Annotated in this window: 12 protein-coding genes; 1 reads left to right on the forward strand and 11 read right to left on the reverse strand. The window is 42.7% G+C overall.

Annotated elements, in window-relative coordinates:
* Positions 1-12: 12 nt before the first annotated feature.
* From DUL71_RS22680 to DUL71_RS22730, 11 genes are all read right to left on the reverse strand, one after another.
* Positions 13-378 carry a DUF302 domain-containing protein gene (locus tag DUL71_RS22680; RefSeq protein WP_114940170.1) on the reverse strand — a complete coding sequence of 122 codons (366 nt, stop codon included), beginning with the start codon at positions 376-378 and terminating at the stop codon, positions 13-15.
* A gap of 335 nt (positions 379-713) precedes the next feature.
* Positions 714-1955, reverse strand: a complete 1242-nt coding sequence (locus DUL71_RS22685; RefSeq protein WP_114940171.1) for an efflux RND transporter periplasmic adaptor subunit — start codon at positions 1953-1955, stop codon at positions 714-716.
* Positions 1948-3204, reverse strand: a complete 1257-nt coding sequence (locus tag DUL71_RS22690; RefSeq protein WP_114940172.1) for a heavy metal-binding domain-containing protein — start codon at positions 3202-3204, stop codon at positions 1948-1950. Before DUL71_RS22690 ends, DUL71_RS22685 begins: the two co-directional genes overlap by 8 nt.
* Positions 3201-4469 carry a TolC family protein gene (locus DUL71_RS22695; protein ID WP_114940173.1) on the reverse strand — a complete coding sequence of 423 codons (1269 nt, stop codon included), beginning with the start codon at positions 4467-4469 and terminating at the stop codon, positions 3201-3203. Before DUL71_RS22695 ends, DUL71_RS22690 begins: the two co-directional genes overlap by 4 nt.
* Positions 4470-4473: 4 nt before the next feature.
* The gene (locus DUL71_RS22700; protein WP_114940174.1) at positions 4474-6366 is read right to left on the reverse strand and encodes an efflux RND transporter permease subunit; all 1893 of its coding nucleotides are present in this window, start codon (positions 6364-6366) and stop codon (positions 4474-4476) included.
* Positions 6363-7637 carry an efflux RND transporter permease subunit gene (locus tag DUL71_RS22705; protein ID WP_114940175.1) on the reverse strand — a complete coding sequence of 425 codons (1275 nt, stop codon included), beginning with the start codon at positions 7635-7637 and terminating at the stop codon, positions 6363-6365. The genes DUL71_RS22700 and DUL71_RS22705 overlap by 4 nt, the downstream gene beginning before the upstream one ends.
* A 48-nt stretch (positions 7638-7685) precedes the next feature.
* A complete protein-coding gene (locus DUL71_RS32320; protein ID WP_114940176.1) occupies positions 7686-7937 on the reverse strand; it encodes a heavy metal-binding domain-containing protein in 252 nt (83 codons plus the stop codon).
* A gap of 45 nt (positions 7938-7982) precedes the next feature.
* A complete protein-coding gene (locus tag DUL71_RS22715; protein ID WP_114940177.1) occupies positions 7983-8405 on the reverse strand; it encodes a hypothetical protein in 423 nt (140 codons plus the stop codon).
* Between the two features lie 138 nt (positions 8406-8543).
* On the reverse strand, positions 8544-8921 hold the full coding sequence (locus tag DUL71_RS22720; RefSeq protein ID WP_154402458.1) for an HYC_CC_PP family protein: 378 nt from the start codon (positions 8919-8921) through the stop codon (positions 8544-8546).
* Positions 8922-9008: 87 nt separating this feature from the next.
* Positions 9009-9572, reverse strand: coding sequence for a helix-turn-helix domain-containing protein (locus tag DUL71_RS22725; protein ID WP_114940237.1), 564 nt, complete (start codon positions 9570-9572; stop codon positions 9009-9011).
* A gap of 475 nt (positions 9573-10047) precedes the next feature.
* A complete protein-coding gene (locus DUL71_RS22730; protein ID WP_114940179.1) occupies positions 10048-10833 on the reverse strand; it encodes a hypothetical protein in 786 nt (261 codons plus the stop codon).
* Positions 10834-11690: 857 nt separating this feature from the next.
* Between DUL71_RS22730 and purL the strand changes: the two genes are divergently transcribed.
* Positions 11691-15347: a phosphoribosylformylglycinamidine synthase gene (purL, locus tag DUL71_RS22735; RefSeq protein WP_114940180.1), complete on the forward strand. Its 3657-nt coding sequence runs from the start codon at positions 11691-11693 to the stop codon at positions 15345-15347.
* The last annotated feature ends 208 nt before the right edge of the window (positions 15348-15555 follow it).

The following is a 15555-nucleotide window of genomic DNA, read 5'->3' on the forward strand; positions in this document are numbered from 1 at the left end:
GCAGAATTGCCGTTACAATAGGGCCAATATCAGTACGGCAGTAAGTTGATCAGTAAGCGAATAACGTTGCTGGATAAAAGCCGGATCATTGTAAGCTACCCATGTTTTATCCTCGCCGTTTTTCCAGGCGATAACTTTAAGGGGCAGGTCGAGCGCTGTCGCGGGATTAAACTCCATTATCAACCCTCCTTTAGCCGGGTTACCAAATAAGAGAAACTCAAGTGGCGGAAGGTTGATCCCGCCTTTAAGCGCTTCTGCCTGCTGATCTATCCTCGCATAAATGGTAATGCCTTTTTGTTTTAAGGCATTCTCCAGGCGGTCGATTACTTCTTTCACCGTATGAACGGTCTGTCTGATAATAACTCCTGTTGGATTCATGGTTTTAGGTTTTAGTATTTTAAGCCAATTTTATTGCAGCAGGTAAGTTAACAGGTATAAGGTTATGCAGATACATAGTTAGCAAATATTCTTATATAGGCAACCGGGTTTGTTCGCCTAATTTAACGGAAGATTTAAAGATCTAATTTATATCATATTTCACCTGCAAGGTTTTCTGGTTTCATACGCTTAATTTTTTTCAAAGTGCGGTTCGGTTTTGATATTGAAAGTAATTTGCTTGAAATAACCGAAGGGGTAGTTAAAGCCCCTTCGCCCGTGTAACCGGATTGTTCCTAAATTATGTAAGGTAAAAGTGGAGACAACGAACTGCTTAATCACATTTTCATACCGGCCATATTGTCGCCACCATTCTTAAATATCGCTTCACTATTTAACAAGTAAGCCCCGTTAGTGACCACTATATCTCCTGCGTTTAAACCGGACAGAATGGATACATAATTCTGGTTGCCGTTTCCTGGTTTGATCATCCGGGATGAAAAGCTTCCATCGGAATTTTTAACCCATACCAGGCTGCCTTTTCCATCCGTTAAAATAGCCGAAGCGGGTACTGCCAAAGCCTGATTATTACCATTGCCAATAGCTATATAACCCAACATTCCTGATCTGATCAAGCCTTGAGGATTAGGAATACTAATCCTGATCAGGTTAACTTTGGAGGCATCAGATAGCTCGGGGTTAATAAACTCAATTTTGCCATTGATAGCCTGTCCGCCCAGATCCGGGAAGGAAACACTAACCCGGTCATTTTCCTTATAACTGTTTATTTCGCTGGCATATAATTGGGCTTCTACCCACAAATTATTTAATCCTTGTGTTTTTAGGATAGACATACCTTCGGTCACATAATCACCTTCATGAACAGCTATTTCGCTAACAGTTCCGCTAACCTTACTTAGTATCGTTGTTGTAGCAGATACTTTACCGGAAGTTGCGATATTACTGATCTGTGCGGGTGACAGCCCCCAAAGTTGAAGTTTGTTTTCGGCAGCGCTGATCAGTTGTTTGTAATCTACATCCGGATTATGCAGCAATTTTTGTTGCTGTTTGGCTAATAAATATTCCTTTTCCGCTTCCTGCAGATCTTCGCTGTAGAGCGAATAAACCGGCTGCCCGATGGCTATTTCTTCGCCGGTAGTCCGTACAAATAATTGCTGGATCCGGCCCGCTAACCTGGCGCTTAACTCTTCCGATCGCGTGTCATCGGTTGTAACAGTTCCGGTTAATGTTTTTTCGCTGCCGGTATTCTCCTCTCTTACAGTATCAGTCTGTATGCCTGCCAACTGAATTTGCGTGGCTGTCAGGCTGATTTTATTTGTGCTCATGTCCATACTGCCGGTAGTTTCTACTTTGATCAGTTTCATGCCACAGATGGGGCAGTTCCCCGGATGATCTTCATGGATCTGCGGATGCATGGAGCATGTATAATATGCCTTGCTTATCGCTGTAGCTGTGGTTGCTTTTGGTTTTTGTTTACAGGCCGTAAAAAGCGCGGCGAACAACACTGCAAGTGTTAAGAAACTGGCTGTACCTAATCTTAAAAAATATCTTCTATTCATGACCTTGTATTTTAATAAAGCTTTCACTGTCTGTTAAATATTGGCCATTGGATGCCAGGCTATCTGTTAAATCCAGTCCTTTAGTAATAAGTACTTCGTTATCAAGCGTAATGCCTGAGCTTACCTGTTGAGCTTGAAAGGCCGCGCCGCTTTTTAACCAAACAATTTTATTTTGGCCCAAATCAACCAGTGCCGATCGTGGAATCCATAAACCGTTTGTGCTTCCGGTTTTTATTTCAGCCTTAACAATGGTATTTGCTTTTAACTCATGATCCATATTATCAATATAAACCCGGATACTGGTTGTTTTATCGCCTTGTTGCAAAACAGGCTCGATGAAGTTAACCTTACCCCTGATAGTCTTGCCGGGCACATCCGGTAATGTAATTGAGACTGGTTGGTTTAACTTAAGGCCCGAAACGGCGGAGCGGTCAATTTTTATAATGGCCCAAAGTTTATGCGGGTTCACCACGTTAAACAAAGTTTGTCCTTTCTCAACGTACATACCCTCCTTTACAGATAAGGGTAGGTTACTTGCAAAATCGGATGGTGCTGAGGCCTGAGCCGTTCCTAACATTTGGCTATGTGGCAAATCATGTACATGGCCCTCGTAAGCGCTATACACCGGCAGGCTGTAAAATGCTTGCCTGGTTTTAATAACATGGTTAATCTGCGCTTCGGTCATGCCCAGTAATAACAATTTCTGCCTTGAAGCTGCAATTAATGATGCTTCCTGAGTGGAGTTTTTTGTCAGATAGATCAGATCCTGCTGGGCGGTAACCATATCCGGACTATAGATGTCAAAAATGCGCTGCCCCTTATGTATTTCCTGGAAGGCATATTTGATATATAATTTTTCGATACGGCCAGAGAAACGCGAGGCAATATTGTTAAATGTACGTGTATCAAAGTCAAGATAACCCTGTGCTGAGATCGATGTAGGAACTTCCTTTTCTTTAGGTATAATAGCATTAACTGTTGATAGCACCGAAGAATTGACCGGCTGTAACACGGTATTTAAGCTGATACCCGAACCTTCACTGGCCTGGCCGGATTTTTTTACCAGCGTCATACCGCAGATAGGGCAACTGCCGGGATGGTCTTCCAGTATTTGCGGGTGCATAGGGCAGGTATATTTTACATCTGTTTTAACCTGTACCTCGGCTGCTTTCTTTTTTTGATCAGAGCAGGAAGCAAACAATAACAGGCCGGATAACAAACCGATCACGATGATTTTAATGTTCTTCATTTGTTCTGATTATTTAATGTCAATGCTGTAGTTTCATTCTCCCGTTCATAAGCAACCTGCAAGGTTAACAGTTCTTGCAAACGGTCTAAAGCGTTCATCCTTGATGTTTGCAGGTCTTTAATGACAAGTAGCACAGATGGCAAGTCACCTGTATTCTGATCGTAGGCCAGTAAGGCTGTCTTATAACCATTTTGTAAAGCAGGAATAATATTTTGCTGATAGTTGCTGATCTGTTTTTTCTTACTGGCCATATCTGTTTTTATACCGGCCAGTTGCCCTTGTACCTGGTTGAGTACATCCATTTTTCGTTGCTGTAATTCCTCCGTTTCATAGCGGATTCCTTTCAGATTGGCCTTATATTCTTTGGATGCCCATGGAACTATAGGAATAGTAACCGAAGCCATGAGGATATACTGATTGGCCATTCCGCCATAACTAAGCATATGGCCCGCCTGTATCCCAAAATCGGGCTTGCGTTTGCTGTATTCAACCTTTGCGTTTAGGGCCTGTAATTCGATATTTCTGTTGATGCTTCTAATATCGCTCCGGGCATTGGCAAGTGTTGCGGTATCGGTTAGCGTGTTTTCATAGTTATTTAGTATGATGGTAGTGTCCACCGAAAAGATAGTTTGTTTATCCTTGTTCATCAGCGTATTGAGCATGATGTTCCTTTGGCTGATCTCATTGTTTAATTGATCACGGGTGTTATCCAGTTCATATAAATCGGCTTTGGCCTTATAAATATTACTGAGCTTTTCTTTGCCATAGGTTAGCCGGATATTGGCATCTTTAAGCATGTATTCCAGCAGGTTTTGAGTACGCTGCAGCTGGATGAGTTTTTTCTCCAGCACCACCCGCTCATAATAATATTGCTTTGCCTGCGCCACCAGTTGATTTTTCAGATAGTCTTTATCCGCTGCAGTTACTTTGGATACACCTTTCATATAATCTTCTTTGGCCCGGAGCTTTGCCGGATTAGTGAACATTTGTTCGGCCTGAATCATAAATGAACCTCCGTTTGGGTTAAACTGGTAGGGCACCTGATACTGGCCTGCGCTGATCTTAGGGGCATCTAAACTTTTAGCCCCGGTAGCGTAGGCATCCTGTGCGCCGGCTTTTGCAACTAAAGCTTGCAATGCCGGGTTGTCGGCCACACGGGCTATAACGCTGTCTAAAGGCAGGCGTTGTGTTTGTGCCTGCGCCTGCGCCGACAGGTATGCAAAACAAGTAAGCAGCGCAATTATAATTTGAAATTTCGTTTTCATGTTTTTATTCCTTTACATCTAATACTTCCAACCGGCCATGTTTTTTTAGTTCATATTCCTTTACCATCAAAAAGATGAGCGGGGTAACCAGTAAAATATGTGTAGAGGAGGTTAAAACGCCGCCAATCATCGGTAAAACGATAGGCAGCATCACATCACTGCCAGTTCCGCTTGCCCAAAGTACAGGCACCAAGCCAAACAAGGCCACGCAAACCGTCATCAGTTTGGGCCGCAGGCGTTTCACCGCACCATTCATCACGTAAACGCGCAGATCTTCGCGGCTAATCGATGCTTTTGAATTGCCCTTTAGGGCGATCAATTGCTGCATAGCATCATTCAGATAGATCACCATCACGATACCTGTTTCTACCGCTATCCCAAACAGGGCGATAAAGCCCACGGCAACGGCAACCGATAAATGCACACCAAAAAAATACACCATATAAGCGCCGCCAATCAACGCGAAGGGGATGGAGATGAGGCTGAAAAATGCTTCGCGGATAGAATGAAAAGCAAAATACAAACAGGCAAAAATAATGAGCAGCACTATGGGCAACACCAGTTTTAAAGTATGCTCGGCACGGATCAGGTTTTCATACTGCCCGCTCCATTCAATAAAATAACCTTTGGGCAGGGTTTTTACCATACTGTTCAGCCTGTCCTGGGCTTCTTTAACTGTACTGCCCAGATCCCGGTCACGCACATTGAACAACACTGTTCCTCTCAGCAGGGCATTTTCTGATTGAACCATAGCAGGGCCATCGCTGATTTTAATATCAGCAACGGATGATAGGGGGATTGGCCCGTTATTAGTGGTTTGTACCAATGTGCGTTTTATGGCGCCCAGGTTATTGCGATAGTCTTGCGCCAGCCGCGCATTTACACTGAACCGCTGCCTGCCCTCAACAGTAGTGGTCAGGTTCATGCCACCCAACGCGCTTTCCACCACCTCATTCACATCATCTATACTCAGACCGTATCTGCCAATTGCCTCTTTATTAACCTGGATATCCAGGTATTTGCCGCCGGTTATAGGATCGACATACAAATCCTTTACCCCGTTAATTCCCTGCAAAGCCTGTTTCATCTGGCTGGATAAAGCATAAATGGTGTCCAGGTTTTGCCCGTAAACTTTCAAGCCCACATCGGTACGGATCCCTGTTGAGAGCATATTGATCCGGTTGATGATGGGTTGGGTCCAGCCGTTAACGACGCCGGGAATCTGCAATTTTGCATTCAGCTCATTAATAATATCTTCCTTTTTAATGCCCTTGCGCCATTCGCTTTTAGGTTTTAAGAGGATGATGGTTTCTGTCATGCTTATCGGCGAATTATCTGTAGCGGTGTTTGCCCGCCCAGCTTTACCTAAAACATTTTTCACCTCGGGTACGCTTTTAATAATTTTATCCTGTACCTGTAAAAGCTGTTTCGCTTGTGCATTGGATACATCGGGCTGGGTAACCGGCATAAACAGGATTGTTCCTTCATCCAATGGTGGCATAAATTCGCTGCCTAAACTTAGCAGAAGGGGAATACTGATCAACAAAGCAATCAGGTTAATACCAATAGTTGTTTTACGCCAGGTAATACACCAGTTGAGGATAGGCCGGTATAGTTTTTCCAGCGTATTGGTTAAGGGGTTACGGTCGTCGGTTCTTAATTTTCCTTTCAAAAAGAAGGAGATTAGAACCGGGGCAAGTGTTACCGCAAGGATGGCGTCAATGGCTAATATAAATGTTTTTGTCCAGGCCAGCGGGCCAAACAACTTTCCTTCCTGCCCTTCCAGTAAAAACACCGGCAGGAAAGAAGCTACAATAATAAGCGTGGAAAAGAACACGCCACGGCCAACCTGCTTACAGGAGGCTTCTATAATTTTTATTCGTTCTGCTGTGGTCATGATCTTTCTTTTTGTTGTGCAAGGGATAGGTTCCGGTGCGAGTTTTCAACCATGACAATACCGTTATCCACAATCACCCCGATAGCCAGCGCAATACCGGTTAATGACATAATATTTGAGCTGATACCAAAGACATTGAGCAGGATAAAACTTGTTGCTATGGTAATTGGAATTTGAATGATGATGCTTAAAGCACTTTTAAGGCTCAGTAAAAAAATGATCACAATAACAGATACCGTTATCATCTCTTCGATCAGCGTATGTTTCACAGAACCTATCGCGCTTTCAATGAGTTCGCTCCGGTCATAAGCAATCTTAAATTTTACCCCTGCTGGCAATCCTTTTTGAATATCGGCCATTTTATCTTTCACCGCGTGAATCACCTTGTCTGCATTTTCACCATAGCGCATGACTACAATACCGCCAACCGCCTCACCTTCGCCGTTTTGGTCAAATATGCCCAGGCGCTCGTCGCCGCCCATTTGTACCGTAGCAATATCTTTGATTTTTACCGGGATAGTATTGATCACACCAACCGGGATGTTCTCCACATCGGACAAGGTTTTGATATAGCCCAGTCCGCGAACAATATAGCCGGCACCGTTCATCTCAAACTTACGGCCTCCCACATCATTGTTATTGCTTTTCACCGCTTTCAAAACCTGCGATAGCGGGATATTATAATAATTGAGTTTATGCGGATCGATAGTAACCTGGTACTGTTTTTCAAAGCCACCAAAAGATGCTACTTCACTAACACCAGGTACAGTTTGCAAGCCCAGTTTTACATACCAGTCCTGTAAGGCTCGTTGTTCGCCAAGGTTCATACTTTTGGCATCCAGTGTATACCATAAAATATGGCCTACCCCTGTACCATCCGGCCCAAGGGTTGGTGTAATACCTTGCGGTAATAAACGCTGTGCATAATTTAGCCTTTCCAATACCCGGCTGCGTGCCCAGTATATATCAGCTTTATCTTCAAAAACTATATATACGAAGCTCATCCCAAACATGGAAGTGGCACGAATAGCTTTTACCTTTGGAATGCCTTGCAGGTTGCTTACCAGCGGATAAGTGACCTGGTCTTCCATAATTTGCGGACTGCGGCCCTGCCATTCAGTAAATACGATCACCTGGTTCTCTGAAAGATCGGGGATAGCATCGATAGGGTTTTCTTTGATGGCATAGATGCCCCAGGTAAAGAGGGCGGCCGCAATCAGCAGGAAGATATACCTGTTTTTGAGGGACAGGGAAATGAGTTGATTAATCATCGTAATGGGTTTAGTAAGGCCGGAACAGGAGCTCCGGCCTTAAATAAATTACATTTTCATTTTCATGGAATCTGCTTTCTTTTTAGCCGGTTCTTTTTTAACCAGTGTCATGCCGCATTTAGGACATTTACCCGGTTTATCACTCAGCACTTCGGGATGCATGGTACAGGTATACTGCACTTTTGCAGGTTTCACTTTTTTTGTTTTAGTAGTATCAGATACCGCTGTTGTGGAATTTGCAGCAAAAACCGTAGCGCTTGAAAACAGGATGGCAACAGCCATTAACATTACTTTTTTCATGAATTTTAATTGATTATGGTTTGATGATTAATTGCAATTTTAAAATCAGGCAGGATCTGCTTTTGACAGATAATAATTGATGCTATATTGTTGATGAATGGCATCGTAACTCAAAAGATCGCCGTCTGTCCTGAACCGGGTATCAAGAACATCGAATGCCGGGCCATTTTTGTACACCTTTTTCAAATTCTCCAGTGTAAACAGGTAAACTTTATCGGAACCCTTTACGCTGAAATAATGGGTGAAAATCGGTTTAAAAAGGTTAAGCTTATCACCGGCGCGTTCACGCTGGTAAATAATAATAGCGCCGCGTTCCAAAACTTTAAAATTGGAAATGCGAAGATGTTTTATAGCGACAGGTGAATCCTGGGTTAAAGTAATATTTGGAGCATTAAGATTGCTGGCTTGCACTAAAGATTTTGATAAAAGCAGGGCAAGCAATATGATTGAAAATTTGAAGGTTTTCATTTTTTTGATATAAATATTTAGTTACTGAAATTGTTCAGCACCAAATTGATGGATAGAAAATATTGATTAACAGATGGAACTGTTTAATTTGCCGAAACAGCAATTAAACAAAATAGGGAGAGAGGTACCCTGGAAGTATCAAATTCTGTAATTAGAGTAGAGGATGTAAAGCGGATCTCGCTGGACAGGAGGAGCCTGGCTATTGTAAGCATTCACCTCTTTTGAAATAATTTTTTCCGATGAGCCCGGAATGAAAAACGAAGGAATAATTAAAGCAAATGAGTTTTTTAACGTCAAATCGCTTTTGGGCGACACATGGTTATCCTTTACTTTAATATTTGTCTTAACGGTTTTGCAGCAGGCATTGTCGCCAGCCTTGTTGTCCATTTTTGAATGAGAAATTGCAGACAGTGACACCTCTGCTAATTTACCGCAGCAGTAAAACTTGTCTATGGTAATCCCATAGACAGATACTGAGTAGATCAGGGTGAGTAATATGACTGCTATTTTTTTCACAAAGTAAAATTAGAAAACTTCCGGATAGGATTTTTATATAATTCTGTCTTTATTTTATATTTTATTGGAGAAACATAGGCTCACGGATCAGATTTTGTCAATTGCCTTTCGCTTATCCCTTCCGGAAGACTTGAACTGGCTTGGGGTTAACCCTGTGATGCTTTTAAACTGTGTTGAAAGATGAGCGCTGCTGCTATAACCCATCTGGTAGGAGATCTCGTTAAGGTTCAGCTCACCATATTGCAATAGTTCTTTGATCTTTTCAACCTTTTGTTCAATAATAAAGCGTTCAATAGTCATCCCTTGTGAGTTGGAGAATATCCTGCTCAGATAAGTGTAATCTTTATTTAAATGGTTTGCGATCAAATCAGAATAGGACGTTTTTAATTGGGAAAGATCAGAATGGTGCACCATATCAATAACTATATTTTTGATGACTTCCGTAATTTTATCCGTTTCCTTATTGATCAGTTCAAAACCCGGAATTTTTAACGTAGCTGCAATTAACTGTAATTGTTCTTCGTTAGGCTCAGGCGTAATCTCCGCTCTTCCCAATATGATTTCTTTTACTGTAAACCCGAGGCTTTCCAATTGCGGACGGATGGTCGTCACGCAACGGTCGCAGACCATATTTTTAATGTATAAGAGCATGAAATTTCTCTTTTTTTCAAAATTAATAATATTTGAAAATTGGGAGTACAAACCATTGGGGTTGCCCACATAATTCATCTAAAATTGACCTTGTACTGAATAAAGAATACAACATCTCTTACATGACGCCATTTTTAAATAAATTCAAGGGAATATTTTTGAAAGTTTGTGCCATTATTTAAAGGAATGATTTACTTTAATAGTTGCACAAAGAATGCAATTTACACCAATCAAAGTATATTAAGCAACTTGGTCTATTAATAACAAGCTGACACTATAAAAAGAACACTTTTTGCAGGCGGTTTGCGGACTTCAATTAAGTTACTACATTAGTTACTAAACTGTAAAACCTGCATTTTTTAGCTTCAAATAGCGTTTTAAAGCAAAAAAACCTCTTAGTGGTAACTAAGAGGTTTTCTGTTTCTGTGCTACTAATTGGGATCGAACCAGTGACACTAGGTTAAATAAGGAATTTTTATTTGACTCGCTTGTATATTTCTACAGATTGGCCATTGGTAGCACTGTTAATCACCTGGGTATATTCGTCACGACCATTCATCGTGACTTTAACAGTAAATTTATTACCCTGAAGAAGCCGGTAATTTGATATTTGCTCTTCTTCCCTAAGCGTATCATTACTAAAAGTAAATATTCCGGTACCAAACCCATTTTTAAAGATGTTTTTTTCCTTATTCTGAACGAACCTGTGTATGAAAATAAAATGTCCACCCCAGAATATTTTATACTGCGTTACATCGGTTGGAATCGTGTCTTTGCCTTTTATTGTATAGGTTTTTTCCATTTTCCACAAGCCATCAAGCACTGAGGTATCCGCCGGCGGAAATTTTTTATACTCTTCTTTCAATGCATATTTTACACCTTTTACCGTGGCAAAGTCGGGAATGACTTGGGTAAAACCATCTGGTTTCCTTGTAATCTCAAGATTATAGGTTAGGGATGAGTCAAGCGCTCTGCTGGTATAAATACTATGTTCCTTAAGCCGGTTAGCCGAATCAAGTGTGTAAGTGCCAACGCCAAACCCAACAGATGAGTCAGGGACTATACTGGCGTATACGTAGTTACGATCCGTATAGATTTTAACTTGAGTCCGTTTAATAGTGGAGTCTTTGCCTCCTCGATCGAGAACTTGTTTTTCAAGTTCATATGCACCCGACAGGCTCGTCTCAGAAGACTTCTCTTTTTTCTTACATCCAAAAATCAGGAAGCTAAATAAAGCTGCAAAAATTAAAATCTTATTCATAATGCTTAAGTTTAAATATGATATAGGAAATTATTTCGTTTTGCGAAGGCTTTTATTTGGCGGTTGATAACTTAATTATTCAATAAAAAAGTAAAGTAAGGCCAAAATAAATGCCTAAAATTTTACCACCATAAATAATACAATTGGTTACATAAACTTACAAATAATATATATGATAAGCAATTTGTTAGTGAATTATTAAAATCCTGTTAATGAGATATTTAACGAGAAGAAAAATCATCTGATCAGATACGGGGCGATGTGAATGTGAATCAATGAAAATTTTGTATTTGAGTTAATAACCGGAGCAAAGGACCTTGCTTATGTTATTTGCAAACAAATTTTTAATGATTTGTTCTTTTGGCCCGGTAAGGGGAAACATTAATCTCGGCCTGATATAGTACCCGAACCTGTAAAGCCGATAAAATAATCGAAAATGAGTTTGTTCAAAGAGCTAAATTAAAATTCAAATTTCCGTAAATCCTCAAAAGAAAGTTCGAAATCTGATCGGTATGTGCTTAATAGATTGGAGAATGTGCAGTAATAAATGAATTTATTACAACTAAGCGAATAGACCGCGCATTATAGCTTTTATTTTCTTTCAGTGATTGATCGGACTCCTGAAGAACGATTCGAAAAATAATTTAGGAACATAATATCATTAATCATTAGTAGGACAATATTTTTTATCGAACTCTTTAGAGATAGTCAAAATGGACTGTGTTAGCTGATCGATGCTTGCTCTTAACTTCGGCTGATCTTTTTGAGTAATTATTATAGCTGTAATCCGAAGCGGTTCTCCGCTAATGTTGGCTGTTTTTAAAAAAAAAGCTAACTTTGCGCCTTGAAACGAGGTTATGATTTACTTTTTCTTTAATAAAGCGAATACGGTGTTCGCCGTACAACATAGTCAAACGCTCCAACCGACAGATATTTCAAAACTAAGCTGGCTTTTTGCAGGCGCGGAATTAAACCGGGACACAATTGTGACCGGTTTTTTTATTGGCCCCAGAGCAGCGATGGTTACCCCGTGGAGCACCAACGCGGTTGAAATTACGCAGAATATGGGCATTGAAGGCGTTATCCGCATCGAGGAATTTGCAGCGGTTGATCCTGATTTTTCGGCTTTTGACCCGATGCTGTTTCAAAAATATGCAGCGCTTAATCAGGCGATCTTCACTATTAACATTAAACCGGAAGCAATCCTGGAAATTGCGGACATCGCCCAATATAACAAGCAGGAGGGACTCTCTTTAAGTGACGAAGAGATTCAATACTTAAACGGTCTTTCTGAAAAGTTAGGTCGTAAGTTGACCGACTCTGAAGTATTTGGCTTTTCTCAAGTAAATTCGGAGCACTGCCGCCATAAAATTTTTAATGGCACTTTTGTGATTGATGGACAGGAGCAACCTGTTTCGTTGTTTAAGCTAATTCGCAAAACGTCCGAAGCTCACCCGAACGGAATTGTCTCGGCTTATAAAGATAACGTAGCCTTTTTAAAGGGGCCCGTAGTTCAGCAATTCGCGCCAAAACGTCCCGATGTACCCGAATTCTACGAGATCAAAGATTTTGAATCGGTAATTTCCCTGAAAGCCGAAACCCATAACTTCCCTACCACTGTTGAGCCTTTTAACGGTGCAGCTACAGGATCGGGTGGTGAGATCAGGGACAGGATGGCCGGAGGCCAGGGTTCTATTCCGTTGGCCGGTACAGCAGTATACATGACAGCGCTTTCGCGCTTAGCAGCAGACCGCCCCTGGGAAAATGGCGTTGCCGAACGTAAATGGCTTTATCAATCGCCGGTTGATATTTTAATTAAAGCTTCGAACGGAGCATCGGATTTTGGTAACAAGTTCGGTCAACCGTTGATCACGGGTTCGCTGCTCACTTTCGAGCATGAGGAAGAGTCACGCATCCTGGGTTATGATAAGGTAATTATGCAGGCAGGCGGTATAGGCTACGGCAAGCTGTCGCAAGCCAAAAAACACAGCCCACAGGTAAGCGATAAAGTGGTGATTTTGGGTGGCGATAATTACCGGATCGGCATGGGCGGAGCAGCCGTTTCTTCAGCAGACACTGGCGCTTTAGGTTCGGGAATCGAGCTGAATGCTATCCAGCGCTCAAACCCGGAAATGCAGAAACGCGTATCAAATGCGGTTCGTGGGATGGTGGAAAGTGATGTCAATTCAATTGTTTCTATCCACGATCATGGTGCGGGGGGGCATTTAAACTGCCTTTCGGAGCTGGTAGAGGAAACCGGAGGCAAGATCGACCTGGATAAACTGCCTGTTGGCGACCCAACCCTTTCAGCGAAAGAAATTATCGGAAACGAATCTCAGGAACGTATGGGGCTGGTGATCGGGCAGGAAAACATAGAGATCCTGCAAAAGATTGCTGACCGCGAACGCTCTCCGATGTATACGGTGGGCGAAGTGACCGGCGACCATCATTTTACCTTTGAATCAGCCACTACGGGTGTTAAGCCAATGGACCTTGACATGGATGATATGTTTGGCAGTTCGCCAAAAGTGGTGATGCAGGATAAAACAATTGAACGGAAGTATAGCCCGGTAACCTATGACGTATCTCAATTGCAGGTTTACCTTATGCAGGTACTGCAACTGGAAGCAGTAGCGTCTAAAGACTGGTTGGTCAACAAGGTAGACCGCTGCGTAGGTGGCCGCGTGGCGAAACAGCAATGTGCCGGCCCGCTACAATTGCCGCTGAATAATTGCGGTGTAATGGCGCTGGATTTTCAGGGCAAGGATGGTATTGCTACTTCAATCGGCCATTCGCCACTTTCTGCATTGATTGATCCGGCGTCCGGGAGTCGTAATGCCATTGCTGAATCGCTTTCTAATATTGTTTGGGCACCCTTGAAGGATGGCTTGCAGAGCGTATCGCTTTCGGCCAATTGGATGTGGGCTTGTAAAAATGCGGGAGAAGATGCCCGTTTATATTCTGCTGTAAAGGCCTGCTCTGATTTTGCAATTGAACTGGGTATCAATATCCCAACAGGGAAGGACTCGCTTTCCATGAAGCAAAAGTATCAGGATGGCGAGGTGATTGCGCCTGGTACTGTGATTATTTCGGCAGCCGGGCATTGTGACGATATTGCCGGGGTGATAGAGCCTGTGCTGCAAAAAGACGGGGGCGCGATCTATTATATCAACCTATCAGGCGATACTTATAAACTCGGTGGTTCATCATTTGCTCAAATTTTAAATAAAATAGGTTCCGAAACACCGGACGTATTAGACGCCGGGGCTTTCAAAAATACGTTTAACACCCTGCAGCAACTGATCAAAGCAGGCCATATCCAGGCCGGCCACGATATCGGCAGCGGTGGCTTGATCACTACCCTGTTAGAACTCTGCTTTGCCGACCGTGATTTAGGTGCAACAATCGACCTTTCCGCATTAGGTAACCAGGATATCATCGAAACGCTGTTTGCTGAAAACATCGGAATTGTTTTCCAGGCTGACGCGGCAGCAGAAGCGGTGCTGGAACGCAATGGTGTTGCTTTCTGCAAGATTGGTACTGTTGAAACGGCAGCTATGCTGACTGTGAAAAACGCTAACGGTAGCTGGTCGTTTGATATTGATCACCTAAGGGATGTGTGGACTAAAACATCTTACCTGCTGGATCAGAAACAAAGCGGTGCGGTGAAAGCCAGGGAGCGTTTTGAAAATTACAAGAACCATGTTTTAAAATATAAATTCCCGGCAGGCTTTACCGGAAAGAAACCGGTTATAAATGCAGGCAAGCCACGACCAAAAGCAGCCGTAATCCGCGAGAAAGGTAGTAACTCCGAACGCGAGTTGGCTAATGCTATGTACCTCGCCGGTTTCGACGTGAAGGATGTCCACATGACTGACCTGATTTCGGGCCGGGAAACACTGGAAGATATCCGGTTTATCGGAGCCGTAGGCGGCTTCTCTAACTCGGACGTATTGGGATCAGCCAAAGGTTGGGCTGGTGCCTTCATGTATAACGAAAAGGCCCGTGTAGCCCTTCAAAACTTCTTTGAACGCGAGGATACGCTGTCGGTAGGTATCTGTAACGGTTGCCAGCTATTTATTGAGTTGGGTATGATCAACCCTGACCATGCCGAAAAGCCGAAGATGCTGCACAACCAAAGCCATAAACACGAAAGCGGCTTTACTTCGCTAACCGTACAACCAAATAATTCGGTAATGTTGTCTACGCTGGCCGGTTCAACGCTTGGCGTTTGGATCTCGCACGGCGAGGGACAGTTCCAGTTACCATATGCCGAAGACCAATACAGCATCGTAGCCAAATACGCTTATGAAAGCTACCCTGCCAACCCCAATGGTTCAGACTACAACACTGCCATGATGTGCGACAAGACCGGCCGTCACCTGGTGATGATGCCTCACATTGAGCGCTCCCTCTTTCAGTGGCACTGGGCTAACTATCCAACCGGGCGTAAAGACGAAGTGTCGCCATGGATGGAAGCATTTGTGAACGCAAGGGTTTGGTTGGAGAAATAGGATAAGTAACTTGTTTTTAGAGAGCCTCAACTTTGGTTGGGGCTTTTTTGTGGGAAGGAGTGAGGGGTATATGATATATCTCTACATTGAAAACACTGTCAATAAATTGGTTAAAAAGAGCAGATCGGCGGGTTTAATGCCAAATATGCGCCCAAAAATCACTTAGATAGTTTAAAAACATATAGAAGCTGTTATGGCGAGGGATATA

It is taken from the genome of Mucilaginibacter endophyticus (assembly GCF_003351025.1).
Classification (GTDB): Bacteria; Bacteroidota; Bacteroidia; order Sphingobacteriales; family Sphingobacteriaceae; genus Mucilaginibacter; species Mucilaginibacter endophyticus.

Excerpts from the sequence above, each read along its gene's own strand:
- DUL71_RS22685 (WP_114940171.1), bottom strand. The coding sequence starts at position 1,955 with ATGAATAGAAGATATTTTTTAAGATTAGGTACAGCCAGTTTCTTAACA.
- DUL71_RS32320 (WP_114940176.1), bottom strand. The coding sequence starts at position 7,937 with ATGAAAAAAGTAATGTTAATGGCTGTTGCCATCCTGTTTTCAAGCGCT.
- DUL71_RS22680 (WP_114940170.1), bottom strand. The coding sequence starts at position 378 with ATGAATCCAACAGGAGTTATTATCAGACAGACCGTTCATACGGTGAAA.
- DUL71_RS22700 (WP_114940174.1), bottom strand. The coding sequence starts at position 6,366 with ATGACCACAGCAGAACGAATAAAAATTATAGAAGCCTCCTGTAAGCAG.
- DUL71_RS22690 (WP_114940172.1), bottom strand. The coding sequence starts at position 3,204 with ATGAAGAACATTAAAATCATCGTGATCGGTTTGTTATCCGGCCTGTTA.
- purL (WP_114940180.1), top strand. The coding sequence starts at position 11,691 with ATGATTTACTTTTTCTTTAATAAAGCGAATACGGTGTTCGCCGTACAA.
- DUL71_RS22725 (WP_114940237.1), bottom strand. The coding sequence starts at position 9,572 with ATGCTCTTATACATTAAAAATATGGTCTGCGACCGTTGCGTGACGACC.
- DUL71_RS22705 (WP_114940175.1), bottom strand. The coding sequence starts at position 7,637 with ATGATTAATCAACTCATTTCCCTGTCCCTCAAAAACAGGTATATCTTC.
- DUL71_RS22695 (WP_114940173.1), bottom strand. The coding sequence starts at position 4,469 with ATGAAAACGAAATTTCAAATTATAATTGCGCTGCTTACTTGTTTTGCA.
- DUL71_RS22715 (WP_114940177.1), bottom strand. The coding sequence starts at position 8,405 with ATGAAAACCTTCAAATTTTCAATCATATTGCTTGCCCTGCTTTTATCA.
- DUL71_RS22730 (WP_114940179.1), bottom strand. The coding sequence starts at position 10,833 with ATGAATAAGATTTTAATTTTTGCAGCTTTATTTAGCTTCCTGATTTTT.